This is a genomic window from Thalassotalea euphylliae, from assembly GCF_003390375.1.
GTDB classification, from domain to species: domain Bacteria; phylum Pseudomonadota; class Gammaproteobacteria; order Enterobacterales; family Alteromonadaceae; genus Thalassotalea_F; species Thalassotalea_F euphylliae_A.
This window is the reverse complement of the sequence record NZ_QUOT01000001.1, coordinates 3,479,422-3,498,073: the sequence shown is the minus strand read 5'-3', so window position 1 is coordinate 3,498,073 and position 18,652 is coordinate 3,479,422. Positions and strand designations below refer to the sequence as shown.

Genomic DNA, 18,652 nt, shown 5'->3' with positions numbered 1-18,652 from the left:
AACGAATGTGACGACTGTTTACTCAATTTTTGACCATACTTTGGCTTGTAAACCTAGCATGTACTTAGTTGAGCCGATTAATGCGACCCAATAACCGTTTACCAAGTAACAAATCATTTTTATGATGCCGCTTGCCGGTACTTTCCGGCTGATATTAAGCAGGCTTACACCTAAATAAAGCACCAGTTGTCCCGCAAGTGTTAACTGAAATAGCCATTGCCAATTTGTATTTAGCTCGGTGCCAGAGTCTGCAAACAAGCCTAAAACCCCCACCAGTAGCACATTGCTTAGCAATATAAAAAGCAAGATAAAAGGCATCAGCGCTCTTAGCACTTTACCGGAAATAAAGTTCACGGCATTCCACCCGTATTTCGGGTTCATTAGCGACGCTAGCATCAACATTTGTTGAAAGTTACCCGCCGCGATACGTAAACGTCTCTGCATATCTTGCGCCAACTCAACTTGCTCAAGCTCAATCGCCGAGACGCGTGAATCATAAAGTACACGGTAACCTTGTTTAATTACCTGCATAGGGATTAGAAAATCATCGTTGATGGTATCGGCCGGAATGTCTTCAAAACAGTCAGAGCGAATTGCATAAAATGCACCGTGCGCGCCAATAACACTCGCTACTGAGCTTTCACGCTCGCGCACTTGGCGTTGATATTGCCAATACTTTTGCTCACCAACAGAGCCTTTATTGGCAAAACAATAACCGCCTGAAACCGCACCTACGCTAGCATCTTGAAAATTAGTATCGAGCATTAACAAAGCATTTACTGGCAGTAATGCTGAAACATCAGAAAACACGATATATTCATGTTTAGCGCGTTTAACACCGTCTTTAAGCACTGCCACTTTGCCGCGGTTCACATCAAAGTTAACCACTTGATAGTCAAGCTCTTCTAAGCCTAATTCAGCTAACGCTTCCGTGGCTAAGCGATAGGTTTCATCGCGGCAACCATCACACAATAAAATCAGTTCAAAGCGATCGCTAGGGTAATCCAAACAACCTAAATTCCTGACTTTATCCGCAATAAAGGCAGCTTCGTTATACGCTGGGATCACGATAGAAAAACGGCGCATACTTTTATCTTCACCACTTTGCACATAATGGCGAGTAGCAATTTCACGCAAAGGAGAGCGTTTATGCTTTGCCAATAGGCTAAGTAATACTGGGTAAAACACATGATGATAAATCACCAGAAATATCGCCAATACGAACAATGCTGCTAACATCATGGTAAAAGTGAAATAGCTCATACTTTCCCCCTAAGGCTTGGTTGCGTTAACGCGACATATTGTTTGATCATGGATTTAATCGAGCGTTTTTGCTCGACAAACAAACGCGGTGATTTTTGTAACGGTTGGGTCAGTCGCTGTTTTAGTGCGTTTGCCAGCTTTTGCACATTGTTTGGCTCAACAACTTTCCCCGTGCGTTCGCAAATAGCTTCTTTACATCCGCCAACATTGGTGAGTACCACTGGCACATTGCACGCCTGGGCTTCAAGTGGCGCTAATGGCAAACCCTCATTACTCGACGACAGGCAAAACACATCTAACAATTGGTAAAAGCTGCGCATGTCATCTAAGTGACCGAGGAAAAACACGCGATTGTCTAATTTTAAACGCTTAACCTGCTGCTTTAGGGTTTGTTCTAAACTGCCAGAGCCCGCAATTAACAAACCAACATCTTGTGGCAATTGCGTCAGCGCATCGATTAATAGATGGTGCGACTTCACTGGTTCTAAACGCGCCGCACAGCCAATAAATCTTAACTCACTAGGTAAATCTGCTTGCTCTTTCAGCAAAGATTTCGCCTTTGGACTTGGCTTAAAGTAATCGGTGTCAACACCGTTAGTGATCACATAAGGTTTAGCCGCCGGCAACAGGGCTTTAACCTGCTGGGCGACAAATTCGGCATCTGCTACTAGCACTGGGCGTACTAGTTTCAGACATAGCTCTTGCAACAACCTGCGCTTTTGTTGGTTTAAATGCCAGGCGTCGTGCTCGGTGTGAATTACGCAATCAATACCAAGCATGCGAGCGGCTAAACCACCGTAAATTAATGGTCCGATATGATGCGTGTGCACATACATGGGCTTGATCTCAGCAAACAGCTCTTTGATTTTGCCAACTAAACTAGGACGCCAGCCCGGTTGTTTATTTAAAACATGAATAAACTTTCTTGAACCGTGATACTTGCCTTTAATGCTTTGGCTATTACTGCGCTCTAACGCGATAATATGAACATCATAAAATGGCGCGGCTGCGCGTTGAAACTCCAAGGCAAAATTTTCAATGCCGCCAGGTTTAAGATGTTGCACCACATGCACGATCGTAGGCTTCATAATGACTCTCCTGCTTGTTGTTGCGAAACTTTATTTAGCTTTTCATTTGATAAGGTTTCGTTAGCTAAACTTGTTTTCGAATATTTGTAAGGACATAAATTAGGAATTCGTGTGAGCACTGGCACGCGAGTTAATGCCTCTAGCTGTCTTTTAGCGCGAATAGAGGTATCTGCGAGTTCAGCAAAAAGTGCCATACCTGTGCCAAGCGCCAAACCGCCAACTACGCCAGCCAGCAAAAATATGACTAGCGGGAAATTGTTTGGAATCGACGGCTGGTAAGGTTCATCAATGATTTTGATGCGCTCAGGTTGCTCAAAACGCCCTAGTGCGCCGGTGATTTTTGCTTTTTCAAAGCGTGACAACAAATCATCGTACAATGAGCGTTTAACCGCTAAATCTCGCTCTAGCTCTTGCAGTTGACGCTCCATATCACCCGTGCCAGCAATCGCTGATTGCAATTGCTGCGCTTGCTGCTCGATAGAAACCAGCTCTTCGCGAATTTGCTCAACTTTGCCGTCGGCTGACTGCAATTCTTTTAATTGAGACACTAATAATGGATGCTGCTGATTGTCTAAATCACCTGCCTGCATCTGGCTAGCCACTTCCCACAAACGACTTAGCGCTTGTTCGTCTAGCTGGTATGAAGCTTTACTTTGAATTGCACGCTCATCTTGTAGCTGTGCTAGTTTGCGCAGTGCACGTTGCACCTTGCTGTGCTTATCGGTGTAACGCGACCGTAGAATGGCCAACTCACCTTTGGTATCGACTATGCTCTGCTCTATTTCACTCATAACAGGGTCAACTTGCGCCAACCGTGTGCGAATAGTTTTCTTAGCGGCGATCGCCCCTGACAGGTCGATTTTGCGCTTTGCAATTAGCTCAATTAATTCCGCTAAGCGATTGCTATTTCTGCCATATAAACGCGGTAAACTTTCAGCATGTTGTTGTTTAAATTTCGCTAAGCTCAACTCTGCGCTTTGCAGGTCGACTTTGGTAATTGCCAATTGTTCGTTTAAAAACGTTTCCGAAGCCGCGATTGCCGAGATTTCTGGCGCCAATAACTTCTCAAGAAAACGATGACGAATAGCCAGCAAGGTTGTGTCAATATTTTCTGGCTGCTGACTACGGTAAATTAACTTCACCAAGTCTTTACCTACTAGCTGAACACTTAACGAACTCGATACACGCTTCACAAATTCCTCTTGTGCTAGCGGCGATGATTCATTAGTTAATTCGCCCAAGTCTTCACCAACTTTCAGCAACATATGACGACTGTGTAATAAGGTGTCGAGGGCCGTAATGCGATTTTCTAAATCGGTAGAAACCGATAAATCTTCCAAGAATGGGTTCATCTTGGCACTTTCCTGAACCAGAATCGTCGTATGTGTTTGCCAATTGCGTGGCGTAATTAAACTGACGACAACGGCAAGGATCGGCATGACAATTAACGGCACGACAATTAGGTAACGTCTACGCCATAATGCCGCCAAGATTAAGTGGATATTAACGATGACAGATGTGTTCATGTTACACCTCCACCTTTATCTGCAAGGTGTCATCAGCTAGCGATGGTTGAAAAGCGATGACAAGCTTTGTATTGCGCTGTGCTGCGATCGCTTGTAATGCTGCAACGCGTTTGTGAGTAAGCGATAGCTGCTGCCATAAAGAATTGGCTTTAGCTGGCGCAATACTCACGGTTAGCTGTTGCTTTCCATTTAAAAGCTGCATCAGTTTTAAGCGGTCAACCACATTCAACTCTGCGTCACGTAAGCCATAATCAAAGGTGATAAGCTCACTCTTGCGCGCCGCTTGATCTGATGATTGCTCTGATGGTTGATTCGATTGCAATGCGCGCAGTGATTGAATGGCATGCAACATTTGATGATTCACTGCAGGCGCTTGGTTAGCTGTCGTTTTTTCTTCCTTTAGCGCATTGATTAATAAAGTAGATGCACAGCCCGATAGCCCCAATTGGGCACTCATTGCGATAGCGATTAAAGTCATTTTTTTTACTGCTTGCATCTTGCTAACCTTTAACTCCAATTTAACGAGGAAAAGCTATTTCCCCAGTGGTTAGCATTAGTACTTCAAGTTGTGTACCAATCAGTCACAAAACCACCAAACAGTTGTTTTTATTGACTTTAATAAGCTTTTAAATAAGAACTCACGATTATTGTAAGAATTAAAAACTAAACGTATTTTGCATTTTGCAATGCGTCTTCAATAAAAGCAGAATGCGAATACAGCCTAGGCTGTTTACTTTTAGCCGAGTGAAATTTATTCAGCGTCAGCTTAAGGCTGTTGAAATGGGTGTAGGTAAGAAGATTAGGTCTAAGCGCCAACAGTAGACCTAATCTTATGGTTAACAAAATAGCCGAGACGAGGCTGTGGTTTAGCGTATCTGTTAAAGAGTAATTAACCACTCATTGTTTTGTGATTGTTTTTGCCAGAACAAATCCGTCGGTATCGCGCCATTTTCCATCGGCCAAACTTGGGCGATTAATTCACTTTGCGACTCACTTAACGATAAGGTGAACACTTGCGCTTGTCCGGTAATAAAGGTGCGCAATAAGCAGCTGTCATAGTTGACTTGCCAGCTCGCTGGAGCACCTTCTTTTGCCTCTATCTGCTCAAAGTCGCTGCAAATGTTAACGTAATACTGCGTGCTGCCAGCTGGGGCAGCTGCAATGGTAACATCAAGCTCAAAACTACCTGAAAAATCAAAATCAGGCGTACTCACTAACTCCGCTGTTGTGTCTGCCGCTTCATTAGCAGCTTCTGCCTCAGTTTGCTCGTTACTAGCATCGCTACTGGTATTGTTGTCGCTCGGTGTCGCTGGCGCAGGCGGCGTAGTTGCCGGAACTGGCGAGTTAGTACTCTCGCCGCTTTCACCACCACCGCATGCCATTAGCGCTGCTGAAAACAGAGCAGCTAACACCAGCTTGCCTAATTGATTTGGGAAAAAAGCTTGGTTTGTCATAAAAGCTTGGTTAGGTTTAATCGTTTGATTTGGCTTAGCTAAATTATTTTGTGTATTCATAATCTACCCCAATTTTTCTTTAATACGATTCACCTGTATTGGTATTGATAAGTACAGGTCTTAGTAAGTGAAGGTATTTGTAAGCACTGCTATTGATACGCACCGTTATTTGTAGACATTTGCAGACTTGGCTTTGCTTTCTAGATACCAGTCACTCGATGATGCGCCACTGCTCGTTACGTAGTCTCTAAACATTGGATACGCCTCTAACAAGTCGACTTTTTCCAGCGGATGGCGCCAGTTTTGTGAAGAGCCAGGGTTAATCGCTAATGCCCAAGGCAGACCAGTTTCTGTTTGAAAAGTGTGGCCAGTAGCAAGGTTACTGCGATCTGACGCTAAGCCAAAGTAACCGGTATCCATTTTTGAGGTTGGCATTTTGTTTTTAAGGTGAATTTCCATGCTACGGCCAGGGTGATAAAACGAATCACCGTGGTAGGTAGCAGGTTTAGCGAACACAAAGGGATTAAATGGCGCTTGCGGAAAGGTCGCATAGGCAATTGGCGCAATAAAAGGTACTTGCAAGCTGAACTTCATTTGCTCGCTGTTGTTACAACCTGACTGCGTTTTGTAGAAACTACAGCCCGAGCGAGCGCTGAAATAATCACTCAGATTGTCAGATATCATTAGTACTAACGAATCCGTACCTGTTTCAACCAGTGATGTGGTTTGTGCAACACCGTTGATTTCAAAGCGCACAAGTGCTTGATTCACGGTGCTTGGTGCGACATTATCAATTTGAATTGCAAAGCCATTCGCGTACGCCGCACCGTACGCCATCATTTCACCAGTTATCTCAAGTTGGTGCACTTCATTGCTGGCACTGACTAGCAACGACGAGTCTTGTTTCACCACAACATCGTTCATGTCGTAGTCACCCATTTCAGGCCAGTTGTCTTCAAAAGCAATGAAGTAAGTGTTGTGCTTAATTTGACTTAAATTCGGATTCGTTACGTACACGCGGTAGTCTTCTACCTCACCGTCGGTAACACCGCCGTAGGCGACAATTCCCGGCTCAACACTTAAGCGAGCGCGCGCCCATGTGTACCCTGGCACAGCCTCAAAAGGGGCTTCTACTAAAAAGGTTTCGCTGCTGTCGTATAGATAGTGATCGGTAAGTAGCTTTTCGTTTTCGGCAAAGGTACCGTCTTGATCAAAATCAACCCAGATATTTACGTAGCCACCACCAGTAGCCGTTACTTGCAACAAGCCACTCATACCGCCAATTAGCGGTGTAATAAACACCACACCGTCGTCGTCATTACTACCTGTGGCATCATCACTTGCTGGGTACAAGTGGGCATTGTGTTCGCCGTCAACACGAGTGCCTAAAAAGTTGTCGCCAATGCTGTGACGAGCACCATTACTGGCAAGCGAGGTGCGATAGCTATCTGGCGCATCACCGTAATCGACAGTCGGAGCAACTGAATCATCAACAATTGGCGCTGTTGCACAGCGGGCACCATCATTGTTTGACGAGCTTGGACCATAAGCAAACAACTCTGCTTGAGGGGCAGCAGCATCAACATCAATAATAAAGATGTGGCCATCACTATTGCGGCTAATATAAAAGTTTCCATCAACATCAAAGTAAACAGCGCCAAACGTGCCTGACTGCCCAACATTACCCAGTTGTTCACTGGTGCCAGAAGCAACATCAATTTTGTGTAGTCTACCTTTGTTATCGACCGAATAAGCAAAAGAGTTGTTTGGATGAAAGGCTAAATCGAAAATGGTTAGCGGCAATGCATTGGCACTCGCTACTTTCTCTGCAGCTAGGTAATTAGCATCTTGTTCATCTAGTGGAACCTTGTACAAGCCGCTACCTTTTTTATAGAAAAAGTAACTGTTTTCACTTAGCGCGACATCGCCAACGTAAAAATTCCCACCAGGGTTATTTGTTATATTGATTGGCGTTGCTTGGTAGTCATCACCGATGCGCACTAAAGTGCCCCACTCATAGCCCCAACCATAGATATAATTATCGTGAAAGCTAAAACCGACACCGTTGATTTTATTATTGGTGCCTAAATCATCAGAAAACAACGAGTACTGGCCAGTCACTAAGTTAACCCCATAAAGCTTGGCAACACTTTGCTGCACAAGAAATGCCTTTGACGGACAAGTTGCAAAGGCATCAGCCTTTGCAGGAGCGCTCAATAAACCGGTACTCATGATTAATGTTCCCAGTATCAAACCATACTTTGACAAACTTGTTCTGAACATAGTTAACCCCTTCTACAATGTGTTACCACTACAGGAGCAAATTACATTCCAGATAACTTTATACTTATTATTCAGCAGCTTAACTGTTTAACGAGAAGTTTTACAAAGCGCATGTCGCAATTTGCAATGCAAGACGAATAGCGTCTACAGTGCAATACATATTTATGGAATGGTTAGGCACACTAGTCTTTGCGATAGTAATCATATTTAGTAACTAAGCTAGGTTTAGCATTTGTCTTACTTAAGAGGAAAATCAAAGGTAACTTGACAAAGAACATCGCAAAAAACTTAGCGAAAAAAGTTAACAGATTGAAAAACAAAGACTAAACTCAGAGCTAATGTGAAAGCGAAATGGAGTCGTTTGATGAAAGGAGCTATATTCTGTGGTTACAGCGAGTACATTGAACAAGCGCACGGCCTGCTTACTTGGTTAGATATCGTTGATAAAAGTGAGTTAGCTGAGTCCAGCAGCTTTATCGCGACAGATATTTATGAAGATAAAATATTTGTTGAGCTGCTTACCATCAGCGCTGAGTTACTCAATGTTTCGCTTAGCGACATTCTTACCGAGTTTGGCGAGTTTTTGTTTCCTACCTTGCTAGGCAGCGCTAAACATCATATTGGTGAATGCACTAACGTATTTGAGTTTCTTGATCACGTTGAAAACGTTATTCACATCGAAGTGAAAAAAGCCGACCCGCTCGCTTATACGCCCTCACTAATTCTCGATACGGTTTCCAACAGTGAACTGTTGATTAAGTACACCTCTCATCGCCAGGTTTGCTTTCTAGCTGAAGGGCTAATTTATGGCGCCGCCAAACATTTCAATCAGAAAGTAACCATCGAGCACTTAAGCTGCACGCATCAAGGAGACAAGCATTGCCTAATGAAAGTGACCACAGTGCAGCCAAGCTAGCCCAACTAACCAAACAAGTTTCACTGTTAGAAAATGCGTTAAAAGACGAAAGAAGCGCCAAAAAAGCGCTGGAGGCGAAACTTGATAACGTGGACCAGCACAGGTATGACTCATACCGAGAACTGATCAGTGCGCTTGAGCAAGCTAATAACCGTCAAGTACAGCTAAAGGTACTGTCAAATCTTGCCAACCATCATGCCAGCTCAGGCTCAACCGCTGAAATGTTGGTGAATTTCTTAAAGGAAATATCATTGCTACTTGAAGGGGCGACGGTGCTCTTGTTCGATTATAAAAATCCAAAGCGTGCCATCGCCTATTTATTAGAGAAAGACAGCAATAAACTCGTCAAGCCATATAGCAATAGAATAGATATCACAGCTTTACTTAATCAAGCTGCAAATTCTTCACAAACTGATGATCAATTAGAACCTACAGAAGCGGGGAGTAGCCATTGGCAAAGAATTGCTGAAAACTCCTCCTTAGAGCCAAGCTTGCACGACTTATTTCACCATGAAAACCAATTGGTTTTCAGTTACCAACGACTAAAACAACGTAAAAACTTGGTAGTTATCGACCTACCGCACTATTGCTACAGCAAAGAGGTAAAGCAAACGTTAGATACTGCCGGTCAGCAATTTGTTTCTGCAATACAAAAACGTGCAACAGAAGAGAAGCTCGCCAAGAACTATCAACGCTTACAACGTGCCGTTCATAAACTGAGCTCAGTGCAGCACCAACTGATCCACAGTGAAAAAATGGCTTCTATTGGCCAACTTGCAGCAGGTATCGCGCACGAGATAAATAACCCAATAGGTTACGTGAAAAGCAACCTATCGGTGCTAAGCGACTACATTACATTATTTAAAAAAGCGATTAACGAAGCGAGGCCACATATTGCAGTAGACGATGAATTAGACTTCGCAAAGCAAGACGTAGCAGAGCTCATTAGTTCATGTTTGGATGGTGTTGACCGCGTTGCCGAAATTGTCAGTAGCCTAAACTCATTTGCTCGCAAAGAAGACAGCACTAAAATCGCTAAGGTCTCTCTCAATCAAGTGCTACAGGAAAGCATTAAAATCACTTGGAACAATATTAAACACACGTGTGAAATGGTAGTTGAACTCGACGAAAATTTACCAGAGGTAATGGGACACAAAGGCGAGCTTCAACAGGTGTTTATTAATTTAATCGTCAATGCACTGCACGCAATAGAAGATAGCGGCAAAATTACCGTTCGCTCTTGGTTTCAAGACACTGTGAACGTCAGCGTCACTGACAATGGTTGCGGTATGGATAAAACGACCCAAAAGAAACTGTTTGAACCCTTTTACACAACAAAACCAGAAGGAAAAGGGACTGGGCTTGGCTTATCAGTATCCTATGCCATTATTGAACATCACAGAGGGAAAATAACAGTACAGTCGGAAATAGGTAAAGGGACCCGCTTTGAACTGAAATTCCCAATCGCTGAGCAGCAATTAGCACAAATGAATGCGTATGAGAACAAAGATCTAATGGCGAGTAGTTAACACTTTATTCAAAAGCGATTGCCAAAGTTAAACCCTTTCAGAAATGGTGACCGCCAACAAAACGAACAAGAATTAAGCTATTGAATGCTATCCACTAATTTTTTGTTATCACGCGGGTGACAATAAAAGTAAAAATGCTTATACTGCCCCCGCTTATTTCGGAGACTTTACTCTAAGTCACCAAGCAAAACAAAAAATGGCCCTTTAGCTCAGTTGGTTAGAGCACCCGACTCATAATCGGTAGGTCCCCAGTTCTTATGTGGGGTTAAGTTAAGGGTTGTATTTGGAACTACTGAATGGTAGCATTCAAACAGCTTGAAAAGACTAGTTTGATATACTTAGCTAGTATAAAAAATAGGTATATGGAAAATAAAGAAAAGATGGCCCGTTAGCTCAGTTGGTTAGAGCACCCGACTCATAAATTATTGTGACCTTTAGCAGTAATGTTATATGGAAAAATCGGATGAATTGCTGGAAAGCTTCGTTTATCTAAATAAACATGCCAATCAGCAGCCAAGCCTGATAAGCGTATCAGGAAGGTTCAGAGACTAGGTGGAGTAACACGAACTTGTTACGTAATACACCATTAGCGTCCGACACCCCACCGTTTATAACGAGGGTGATGATATAGTCCAGCCCATTGTGAAAACAATGGAATAGCCGAATCGGTAGGTCCCGTGTTCAAGTCACGGACGGGCCACCATCTTTCCTTCCACAACTAAATTCTCCTTTCCTATCAATACAAACACTCATCGTCCAAGTAAAATAATCCTCCTTGACACTTTTGAATATTTTAATTATAACCTAGCTATGGTTGCATTTGATTTTTCGGTTGTACTTGGAAGGCGTCATTATTAAATGAAAAATTTTGTAAGGATTAAGGGGAGATTGCTTTCTGATGGAATGGCATTGATGAATGTACATACCTCAGAGTATTACGAGCCATTTGAGGCTTATGTAAGGATGTTGCTAGATAAGGAAGGTGCAACAACCACAACAAAGCAATATGCTGAGCATGTTAGTAGATTTCTCGACTTCCTCTATGAATACCAAGCTGTAGCTATTGAAAAACAGATGGATATTGATGCAAGCCGCCTATTTGCAAATTATGAAAAGTTTTTAATCAAGGGGAAACATAATGAAGATGAGCTGTTAAAGCAAGTCGCCAAAAACCTAAACAAGACAAAAAACACAAGCTATGTAAGTATTTCGCAAGGAATTGAATCCGCACTTAACTACTTCATGGAAATGCAGTTATTTAATAATGTTCAAGAAGAGCACTTTGATTTTCTGACATACACCTCTGAAATTTCCACAAAACAAAAAGCTAAGATGAAGAAAAACTCTTGGCTCTATGCAACCACTAAATTACTGTCCGCATCTAAACCCAAAATTAAAAAGAAGCTCTTCCCTAAAGCAAGTAAAAGAGCGAATAAAAATGGTTCAGACAATAATAAAGAAAAGGCATACAGGAGAGCGATCCCTGCTAATAGCAGCATTGACTTTTTTACTCATCATTTGAATGAACAGCATTTTGATAAGTTTTCCGTAGTTAGAGATCTGCTGATGTACTCTTTTTTAGCAGCCTCAGGAGTGAGACAGTCTGAGTGCTTACAAATTACCGTTGATGATATTGATTTTGATAAAAGAGAAATAAGAATCGTTAACCCATTTACTCGCACTCAAATTGGACTAACTGAAAAAGAAGAAGAGTGTCTTTCTTGGAAAGGAAGAGTGACTGAAAAAACATTCTTGATCCAGCCTTTCGCACATATATTCTGGGGCTTATTAGAGACATATATAAGCACTCATTACAAAACGAATGTTAATCATAGATATCTCTTTCAAAAATTTAATGGCAGACCATTTTTCGCTGCCGACAGGTCTGAAAGATCCAAAACCTTTAAAAGATATTTAAGAGCAGTAGATGAGGGTTTAGGCAAACACAACTTGCATGGCTTAAGGCACTTATATGGTTTTTATGTCTACAACTATCTTCCAATAGTTAACAGTAAAGGAGAACCTACAGGTGAACAAGGAATGCCGCTAGGTTTTGTCAAAATATTAATGGGTCATGCACAAATATCTTCTACAGAAGTATATGCTAGAGAAGATATTGATTTAATAGAGTTTGTTATAGCTTCAGCAAATTCATATGTTAGAAAAAAAGGGATAACACCTAAGCAACTCTTATCCCAATACTATACAAAGCAAATGAAAATGCTAGAAAATAAACTAGAGGATCTTTAATGGAGTTCCCGATTTATAACACTACTGAAAACTTACAGTTTATTTGCCATGATAATGAAGTTGGTGACAGAGCTATCAAAGCATTAAACCTGGCAATGGAGTGCATAAAGAAAGATTTAAACGCTAATAACCTTACTCAACATGACATTGAAAATGAAAGTGCAAGAGCAGCCCTACCTCGCTTATCATTGTTTAAGTTTTTTGGTGATATTAGAGCTACACAAACTGACAAAAAATGGATAGAAGGTATATTTGAGTTATCAAAGTCCAATTATAAGCAAGTACGTGTTGAGGTAGTCAAATTCTTACCTCAAGAAGCCAAACATAAACCTATAACGCAAAACCATGCAAGAGCATTAAAGCGAGATCTTCAGCTATTTATACATTGTTGCTGGGTTTCAAAATTATTGCTTATTCCCGTTTCATTTAGTCCACTTCCAACTCTACGCAATAGTCAAGGACAACAGTATGAATGGGCTTTTGATGCTTACCCTGAGTTGTTAAGGTATATTCGCTCGCCATTTTGTTCAGAGTTAAAAAGTCAAAATATTACGGAATATATCAGTGAAAAATCCCTTACAAACTTAAACTGGTATGCACATAGATATATTAGAGCCTGTGCAGCATGGGTAGTTGAGGATATAACACCAGATCTTCTCAGCCTTATGAATAACTCCCCCAAACAAAAAACGCCAAGAACTGTGGACTGGTACATAGCTCTTATAGACATGTTGCCAGACAAAGTTCGATATACCATTGCTGATGTTTATGATAAGTCCTCTGGTGGAGCTTTTGGTAAAACTAGTTACAAGACATCACCTGATTTATCAGTTGAACACTTTCCTCCACTTGTCATCGAGTCTAACCCTAATATTGAAAATTGGGCAACGATTAGCAATGACTTTGTTAAACAACTGTACGATAAAGGGACTAAATCGTATTACTCGTACTCTCTCGCTATCGGTAAAGTTTTAAAAAAGCTCATTGCACAAGAACTACCAGTACCATTAATTCGTGATATCAATAGAGAAGCCCACATTGGCTTGATTAAAGAAGCTCTTAAAAATGGTGTAGGAAAAGAACATTATCGAGAGCAGTTCAGTAAAGTTAGTGATTTTTTCGACTACGTATCACTAATTGAACAAGGTTTTTCAAATCCCATTTCAAAGAAATTAGATCTGCCAATCGTTGGTAGGCAGAAAGGAACCAACAAAGAAGTCGTTGACGAAGACGTTTTCGCTGCATTTTTATCTTATTTGTATGGTATTGCTGAGTGGCTTTGGTTTATTAGTGAAAGCTATGACAATAAAGATAGTTTTTTAACAAAGGGTAATAACGATTTACAAAGCATTGAACCTGCCTCGACAGGGTTTCAGCCCTTGGTTTATATTGAAGGTCAATATAAGCCAATAGATAGGATTCCTAGGCAGTTTGTTTCCCCTCTTTTTGGACATAATTCAAAAGATAGTCAATTAACCCAAACGTCACTTATGCTTCACTTTATTCACCTAGCTGTAGTTATGGCTGAAACAGGAATACGCCATATGCATCTCAGGTGGCTGGACAAAAACCTGTACGATGAAAAAGTTGAAAGAGTAGACTTTCAAGAGAGATCATACGTGCCCAGCAAACTATATGTGAATACAGATAAATCACATGGGGCATGGGTAGCCGATGTACCCGAATCTGTCATAGGAATACTCGACAGGCAATTAAGATGGCGGAATAAATATCTCACAGGGAAAGACTGCCCAATACCTTATGACCACTTTGAAAACTCAGAGTTTGAAGACATTACTCCACTATTTGCTACAGCAAATAGTGCAAGCACAACTTCTGACAACTTTTCTGTAGTCAGTGACGATACTTTCAGAAGACACTTTAAAAATTTCTTAATCGGTTTTTCATGGTTTTATAAGCAAATAGGATATGTGTCACCACTAGATATTAGCGACTGTGACAGCCTTGAAGGGTGTATGAAAAAATGGAGAACTACTTCTACAAATTACACACCTCACAGTATGCGATCTCAGGTAGTAACAGATAATATTACAATGCTTCCTCCAAGTGTGATTCAAAGAATAACAGGCCATTCAAATGACGCGCATGTCCTTTACTACGCCAAACTAAATGAAAGTTGGGTAGATAACCAACAAAAAGCTCAAGACGAAGAATTTAAAGACTTTATAAGCCCTATGTTTATTGATGCGAAAAGTGATCACTCTGCGCTAACCAGCGCAATGAAAACAGATCCTTTAGGTGCATTAAAAGACTTCGGTGGAATTTCATTTGGCACGGGAATAAAAAGTGGACTGAATAAAGTTATGGATGATATTAGAGAAAATAAAGATGTTCATGAAATCATTGCGTTTAACTCAACACATATGTGCCCCTTTACTAATAAATGCCCCTCTGACATTGAAAATACAGAATTAAAGGAATTCAAAAATTGCGGTAGTTGTCCATATGCTTTGAAAACAGTAGATCATCTGCCAGCTATTGCGGCAAAAATAAGAGCATACGCTGATAAATCTGCCGAACTAGAGGAAATAATCAGTTCAGCTAAAGAATCCAACTCTGATCTATCCATATATCGAGGAGAGATTGCTCTCAAAAAGTTTTATGCAAATGAAATTTCTGCTTGGACCGTTACTGCTACATGTCTTGAACAGATGGCCCATAGCTTGGAGCACAAAGACAAGTGGCTAGTCGCTAAACCAGAATTTCTAACGAAAAAACTCCAGTCGATGAAATCTTCCAACGAGTTGACAAATACCTTAGTTCGAATTGAAGAGGCACTTAATAGTGAAGAGTTTTTAACTCCTCAATTAAGAGCAAAAGTTTCACTGTTCCGCAATAAAATACTTGTGCAGTCTGGGCAATTTCAAAAACTAATATCTGATATCCCAACTGGAAAAAACTTAATATCCGAATTTAAAGGTATCATTAAAGGAATATGTGATATTACGGGGATCAGTGTTAATCAATTGCCAAAAGCTTTAGAAGAGCAAAAAGCTGTAATTCCAGACACCTTACAGCACACTATAAGCCTCCCTAGTAGCATCAAAGGAGAATGTAATGACTAAAGGAGCAAAAAAAGGAGAAAATCGCTTCAAGACCTCTCAAGAAGCTAGAATACAGGCTCGGCTTCAAAGAATACAAGAAATTGTCATACCAAAAATGAAGTCTTACTTGGATCTCATACATTTCAAAAATAAAACTAAGTTTCAAGAAATGTGTGCGGAGGTTTTCAATGAAGATCTTCCAGTAAATATGAAAGTAATCTCTAGGCGCACAATTGCTAACAGTCCTTATTGGAATGAGCTTGGGCCAATCTATTATCTCCACTATGGTGATGACCAGCATAGCGATTTAGATAAAATAAAAGCTAAGGCACTTAATAGCTTTTCTGATATGGAAAAAAGGGAAGAACTTGAGCGCGAAATAAGCAACTTAACCTTACAGAATGAAGCCTTAATTAAGGCAATTGGAGAAGCCAAACTTAGCTCTACAAGCATAGAAAACAGTAATTCTTTGCAAGAATTAAAACAAGACTTAGATGATCTCATCTGTGTAATTGACTTTTTGGTCAAAGCTACCGAAGGCATTGTTGTTATAGACAAAGAGAACAACACCATCATCAACATGGCTGATGATTTACACGGGAAGTTGCCTTCTCAATTTGCAAAAACCTACTTTAAACATATAGGTAACGTAAATGACTAAAAAAACGCCATTTGAACGTTATCAAGCCTATGTAACTACCCTCAAAAGCTCTGGTGAAAAGTTTCCTTGCAATAACTTTGGTGATATTAACTTCACTATCGTGGCAAAAGAATGTGGAAATCGTAGACAATGGTTTAGTGAAAACACTAATAAAATAATGGGAAATACCAATAAAAAGTTATCTCAAATTATTCAAGAAGATGCTAAAACCGTTGGTACAAGCCAAAATACACCTAAAAATCCAGAATCACTTCTAAACGATATTTCTGAAAAAGTTAAAAAAGAAAATAGCAGATTATTGAAGTCCTTAGAGCAAGCCACAGCAGAGATTGAGAAGTTGCGAGCGCAAGTAGAAGAATTAGAGTTCAAAGTGTCCAATATTCAACAAGAATCTGATGAGCGCTATAAAGAAATGTCTGAAAATGGAAGGTCGTTCAGTTATGCTGAACCATAAGATTAGAGTCACCTCTGTAAGTTTAGGCTCTTACGGTGGATATATATTTTCAGGAAAACCTATTCAAGGCGGAAAAACTCTAGTTTGTAAGGTTCCGTATCAAATTGCGACACGCTCACCTGCTACGGGGGAAGTATGGGAAATAACAGGTCAGAAAGTAAATAGCGATGAATACAATAACTATATCGACTTAACAGAATGTCACCCTATCGAAATCAAATCTGTTTTAACTAAAGAGCTATTACGATGGCATCTTCTAAAACACCATAGGTTCAGGGGCTTTGGTCTGGGTAAAGCTAAAATAGACAAGCTACTAGGCGAGCATGGAATTGGTGCTGAAGCATTAATTACACTGCTCAATAACAATAAATGGCAGCACTTAACTGACCTGCTTAGCGAACACATTGCAAAATTGCTTTGCCGAAATTGGCAAGCCCTGAAAAACCACTTCGAAACACTTCAATTTTTGAAAGAAAATAGTATTCCATTGAGCGTTGCAAAGCCTTTACTTAAGGTCTGTGGCTACAATACAGTATCTCGTCTAGAGTCCAATCCGTATTCTCTAGTCGCTTTTTATGATATCGCTCCCAATATTTGGCACAGCATTGAAAGAACGGCAGCAAAACTAGGAATAGAACAAGACGATCCAAAGCGGCTAATTGGTCTAGTTGAATACTGTCTCTATGAACAATTAGGTATGGCTCATACCGCTTGCAGAAGAGAAGACATTGTAGCCTATTTGGAAAAAGAGCTTGGGTCTTATGATACAGCGATAAATGCTTTAAAGGCTGCACTCAAGAAAAAAGCAATTTGTCATGTTACTTATAAGGGGATCAAATACTACCAACTTTCTTCGATTGGCTATATCGAATATGAAGTCGAAAAGGAAATACGCTCATTACTTGAACATCCTTCACAAGAAGACATTTTTATTGATGTAAATTCTTCAATCGATGTGTTCAAAGAAGAAATTTACACAAGAGATGGGTTCTATTTAACAAACGCACAATTGGAAGCTATTAAAGGGGCTGTTACTAACAGGTTAGTAATAATCGATGGCTATGGCGGCACCGGAAAAACTACCATTTTGGAAGGTGTAGTTTCCGTTTCGAAACCCGAAACGAGCTATGTTCTTGCTCTTGCAGGAAAAGCTAAGGAACGAGCAAAACAATCTATTGGTGAAGGTGCAGAAGCATTTACCATACATAGCTTTATTGAAAAAGTAAAAAGAAAAAAGTTAGCTCAAAATGAAAAAGTCAGGATTATAATTGATGAAGCTTCAATGGTAGATATACTGCTGATTTACAGACTAATAAAGTCATTAAAAGATATCGACTACTCCTTGCTACTGGTGGGAGACAGAGCACAATTATCCCCCGTAGGAGTTGGACTTTTCTTTCACCGCTTAGTTAACAGTGATAATGATAAAATAAAGATTATCAAACTCAGGGAAGTACACAGAACAAAGGCCACGGGAATGCTTCACAAAGTATCAATGGGGGTTAGATCTGGCAACTTACATAAGCTTGAAGAATGGAGAGGTGAAACTGAAGGTGTCTACCTGTTGCCTTGTGACGACCAAACTCAGCTATTCAATAGATTGTTGCAAGTAAAGCAACTGATGCCTAATGCTCAAGTTGTAACTGCACATGTTACTGAGTCCCGTAAAGACTCCGCTAGACTTATCAATAATTTCATACAAAGCAATATTCAAACTAATCAAGAAGTTTTCATGTCTCTAGGCAAGTTAAAGATCATGAAAAATGATTGGGTAATTGTTAATCAGAACTTGTATGACATAAACCTTTACAACGGAAATACAGGTATTGTTAGCTCGGTTTACTACTCAGAAGAACACGGGGAAATATGCTGCAATATTGTGTTTGATGGCAAAGAAATATCAATTACTAAATCAACCGCATGGGAGCTTGGCCTACAGTTAGCCTACGCAATATCAACACACAAATCCCAAGGTTCTGAGTACGACACAACAGTTGTTTGCGCAATCGAAAGCAGTAAACTTTTAGATAGAAGTATGTTTTATACTGCAATCACTCGCTCAAGAAAACTTACTTTAGTTGCAGGTAAACTGAAAGTCGCAATTAATGCGGTAAAAAAACCAAATAGATTTGAATTATTAAAATCACCTTTTCAGGTTTAGTC

The 18,652-nt window shown here is 40.5% G+C and carries 13 protein-coding genes; 7 read left to right on the top strand and 6 right to left on the bottom strand.

What is annotated here, in order from left to right; all coding sequences use genetic code 11:
• Positions 1-18: 18 nt before the first annotated feature.
• The 6 genes from DXX94_RS15335 to DXX94_RS15310 form a co-directional block, all read right to left on the bottom strand.
• Positions 19-1,263, bottom strand: coding sequence for a glycosyltransferase family 2 protein (locus tag DXX94_RS15335; RefSeq protein WP_116017218.1), 1,245 nt, complete (start codon positions 1,261-1,263; stop codon positions 19-21).
• On the bottom strand, positions 1,260-2,351 hold the full coding sequence (locus tag DXX94_RS15330) for a glycosyltransferase (protein ID WP_116017216.1): 1,092 nt from the start codon (positions 2,349-2,351) through the stop codon (positions 1,260-1,262). The genes DXX94_RS15335 and DXX94_RS15330 overlap by 4 nt, the downstream gene beginning before the upstream one ends.
• Positions 2,348-3,877 (bottom strand): GumC family protein, encoded by a 1,530-nt coding sequence (locus DXX94_RS15325; protein ID WP_116017214.1) that lies wholly within the window; start codon positions 3,875-3,877, stop codon positions 2,348-2,350. Before DXX94_RS15325 ends, DXX94_RS15330 begins: the two co-directional genes overlap by 4 nt.
• Position 3,878: 1 nt before the next feature.
• Positions 3,879-4,373 carry a hypothetical protein gene (locus DXX94_RS15320; protein WP_116017212.1) on the bottom strand — a complete coding sequence of 165 codons (495 nt, stop codon included), beginning with the start codon at positions 4,371-4,373 and terminating at the stop codon, positions 3,879-3,881.
• A gap of 382 nt (positions 4,374-4,755) precedes the next feature.
• Positions 4,756-5,391 carry a hypothetical protein gene (locus DXX94_RS15315; protein ID WP_116017211.1) on the bottom strand — a complete coding sequence of 212 codons (636 nt, stop codon included), beginning with the start codon at positions 5,389-5,391 and terminating at the stop codon, positions 4,756-4,758.
• A gap of 105 nt (positions 5,392-5,496) precedes the next feature.
• Entirely contained in the window at positions 5,497-7,563 is a 2,067-nt protein-coding gene (locus tag DXX94_RS15310) for an LruC domain-containing protein (protein WP_181901573.1), read from the bottom strand.
• Between the two features lie 415 nt (positions 7,564-7,978).
• On the opposite strand from DXX94_RS15310, the gene DXX94_RS15305 reads away from it, so the two are divergent.
• The 7 genes from DXX94_RS15305 (at position 7,979) to DXX94_RS15270 (ending at position 18,650) form a co-directional block, all read left to right on the top strand.
• Positions 7,979-8,530, top strand: coding sequence for a heme NO-binding domain-containing protein (locus DXX94_RS15305; protein WP_116001213.1), 552 nt, complete (start codon positions 7,979-7,981; stop codon positions 8,528-8,530).
• Entirely contained in the window at positions 8,494-10,059 is a 1,566-nt protein-coding gene (locus tag DXX94_RS15300; protein WP_116017208.1) for a sensor histidine kinase, read from the top strand. Before DXX94_RS15305 ends, DXX94_RS15300 begins: the two co-directional genes overlap by 37 nt.
• An 858-nt stretch (positions 10,060-10,917) precedes the next feature.
• Positions 10,918-12,309, top strand: coding sequence for a tyrosine-type recombinase/integrase (locus DXX94_RS15290; RefSeq protein ID WP_116017206.1), 1,392 nt, complete (start codon positions 10,918-10,920; stop codon positions 12,307-12,309).
• Positions 12,309-15,395 carry a hypothetical protein gene (locus DXX94_RS15285; RefSeq protein ID WP_116017205.1) on the top strand — a complete coding sequence of 1,029 codons (3,087 nt, stop codon included), beginning with the start codon at positions 12,309-12,311 and terminating at the stop codon, positions 15,393-15,395. Before DXX94_RS15290 ends, DXX94_RS15285 begins: the two co-directional genes overlap by 1 nt.
• Positions 15,388-16,035 carry a hypothetical protein gene (locus DXX94_RS15280; RefSeq protein ID WP_116017203.1) on the top strand — a complete coding sequence of 216 codons (648 nt, stop codon included), beginning with the start codon at positions 15,388-15,390 and terminating at the stop codon, positions 16,033-16,035. Before DXX94_RS15285 ends, DXX94_RS15280 begins: the two co-directional genes overlap by 8 nt.
• Positions 16,028-16,489 (top strand): hypothetical protein, encoded by a 462-nt coding sequence (locus DXX94_RS15275; protein ID WP_116017201.1) that lies wholly within the window; start codon positions 16,028-16,030, stop codon positions 16,487-16,489. The genes DXX94_RS15280 and DXX94_RS15275 overlap by 8 nt, the downstream gene beginning before the upstream one ends.
• Positions 16,458-18,650 (top strand): AAA family ATPase, encoded by a 2,193-nt coding sequence (locus tag DXX94_RS15270; RefSeq protein WP_181901572.1) that lies wholly within the window; start codon positions 16,458-16,460, stop codon positions 18,648-18,650. Before DXX94_RS15275 ends, DXX94_RS15270 begins: the two co-directional genes overlap by 32 nt.
• Positions 18,651-18,652: the final 2 nt, after the last annotated feature.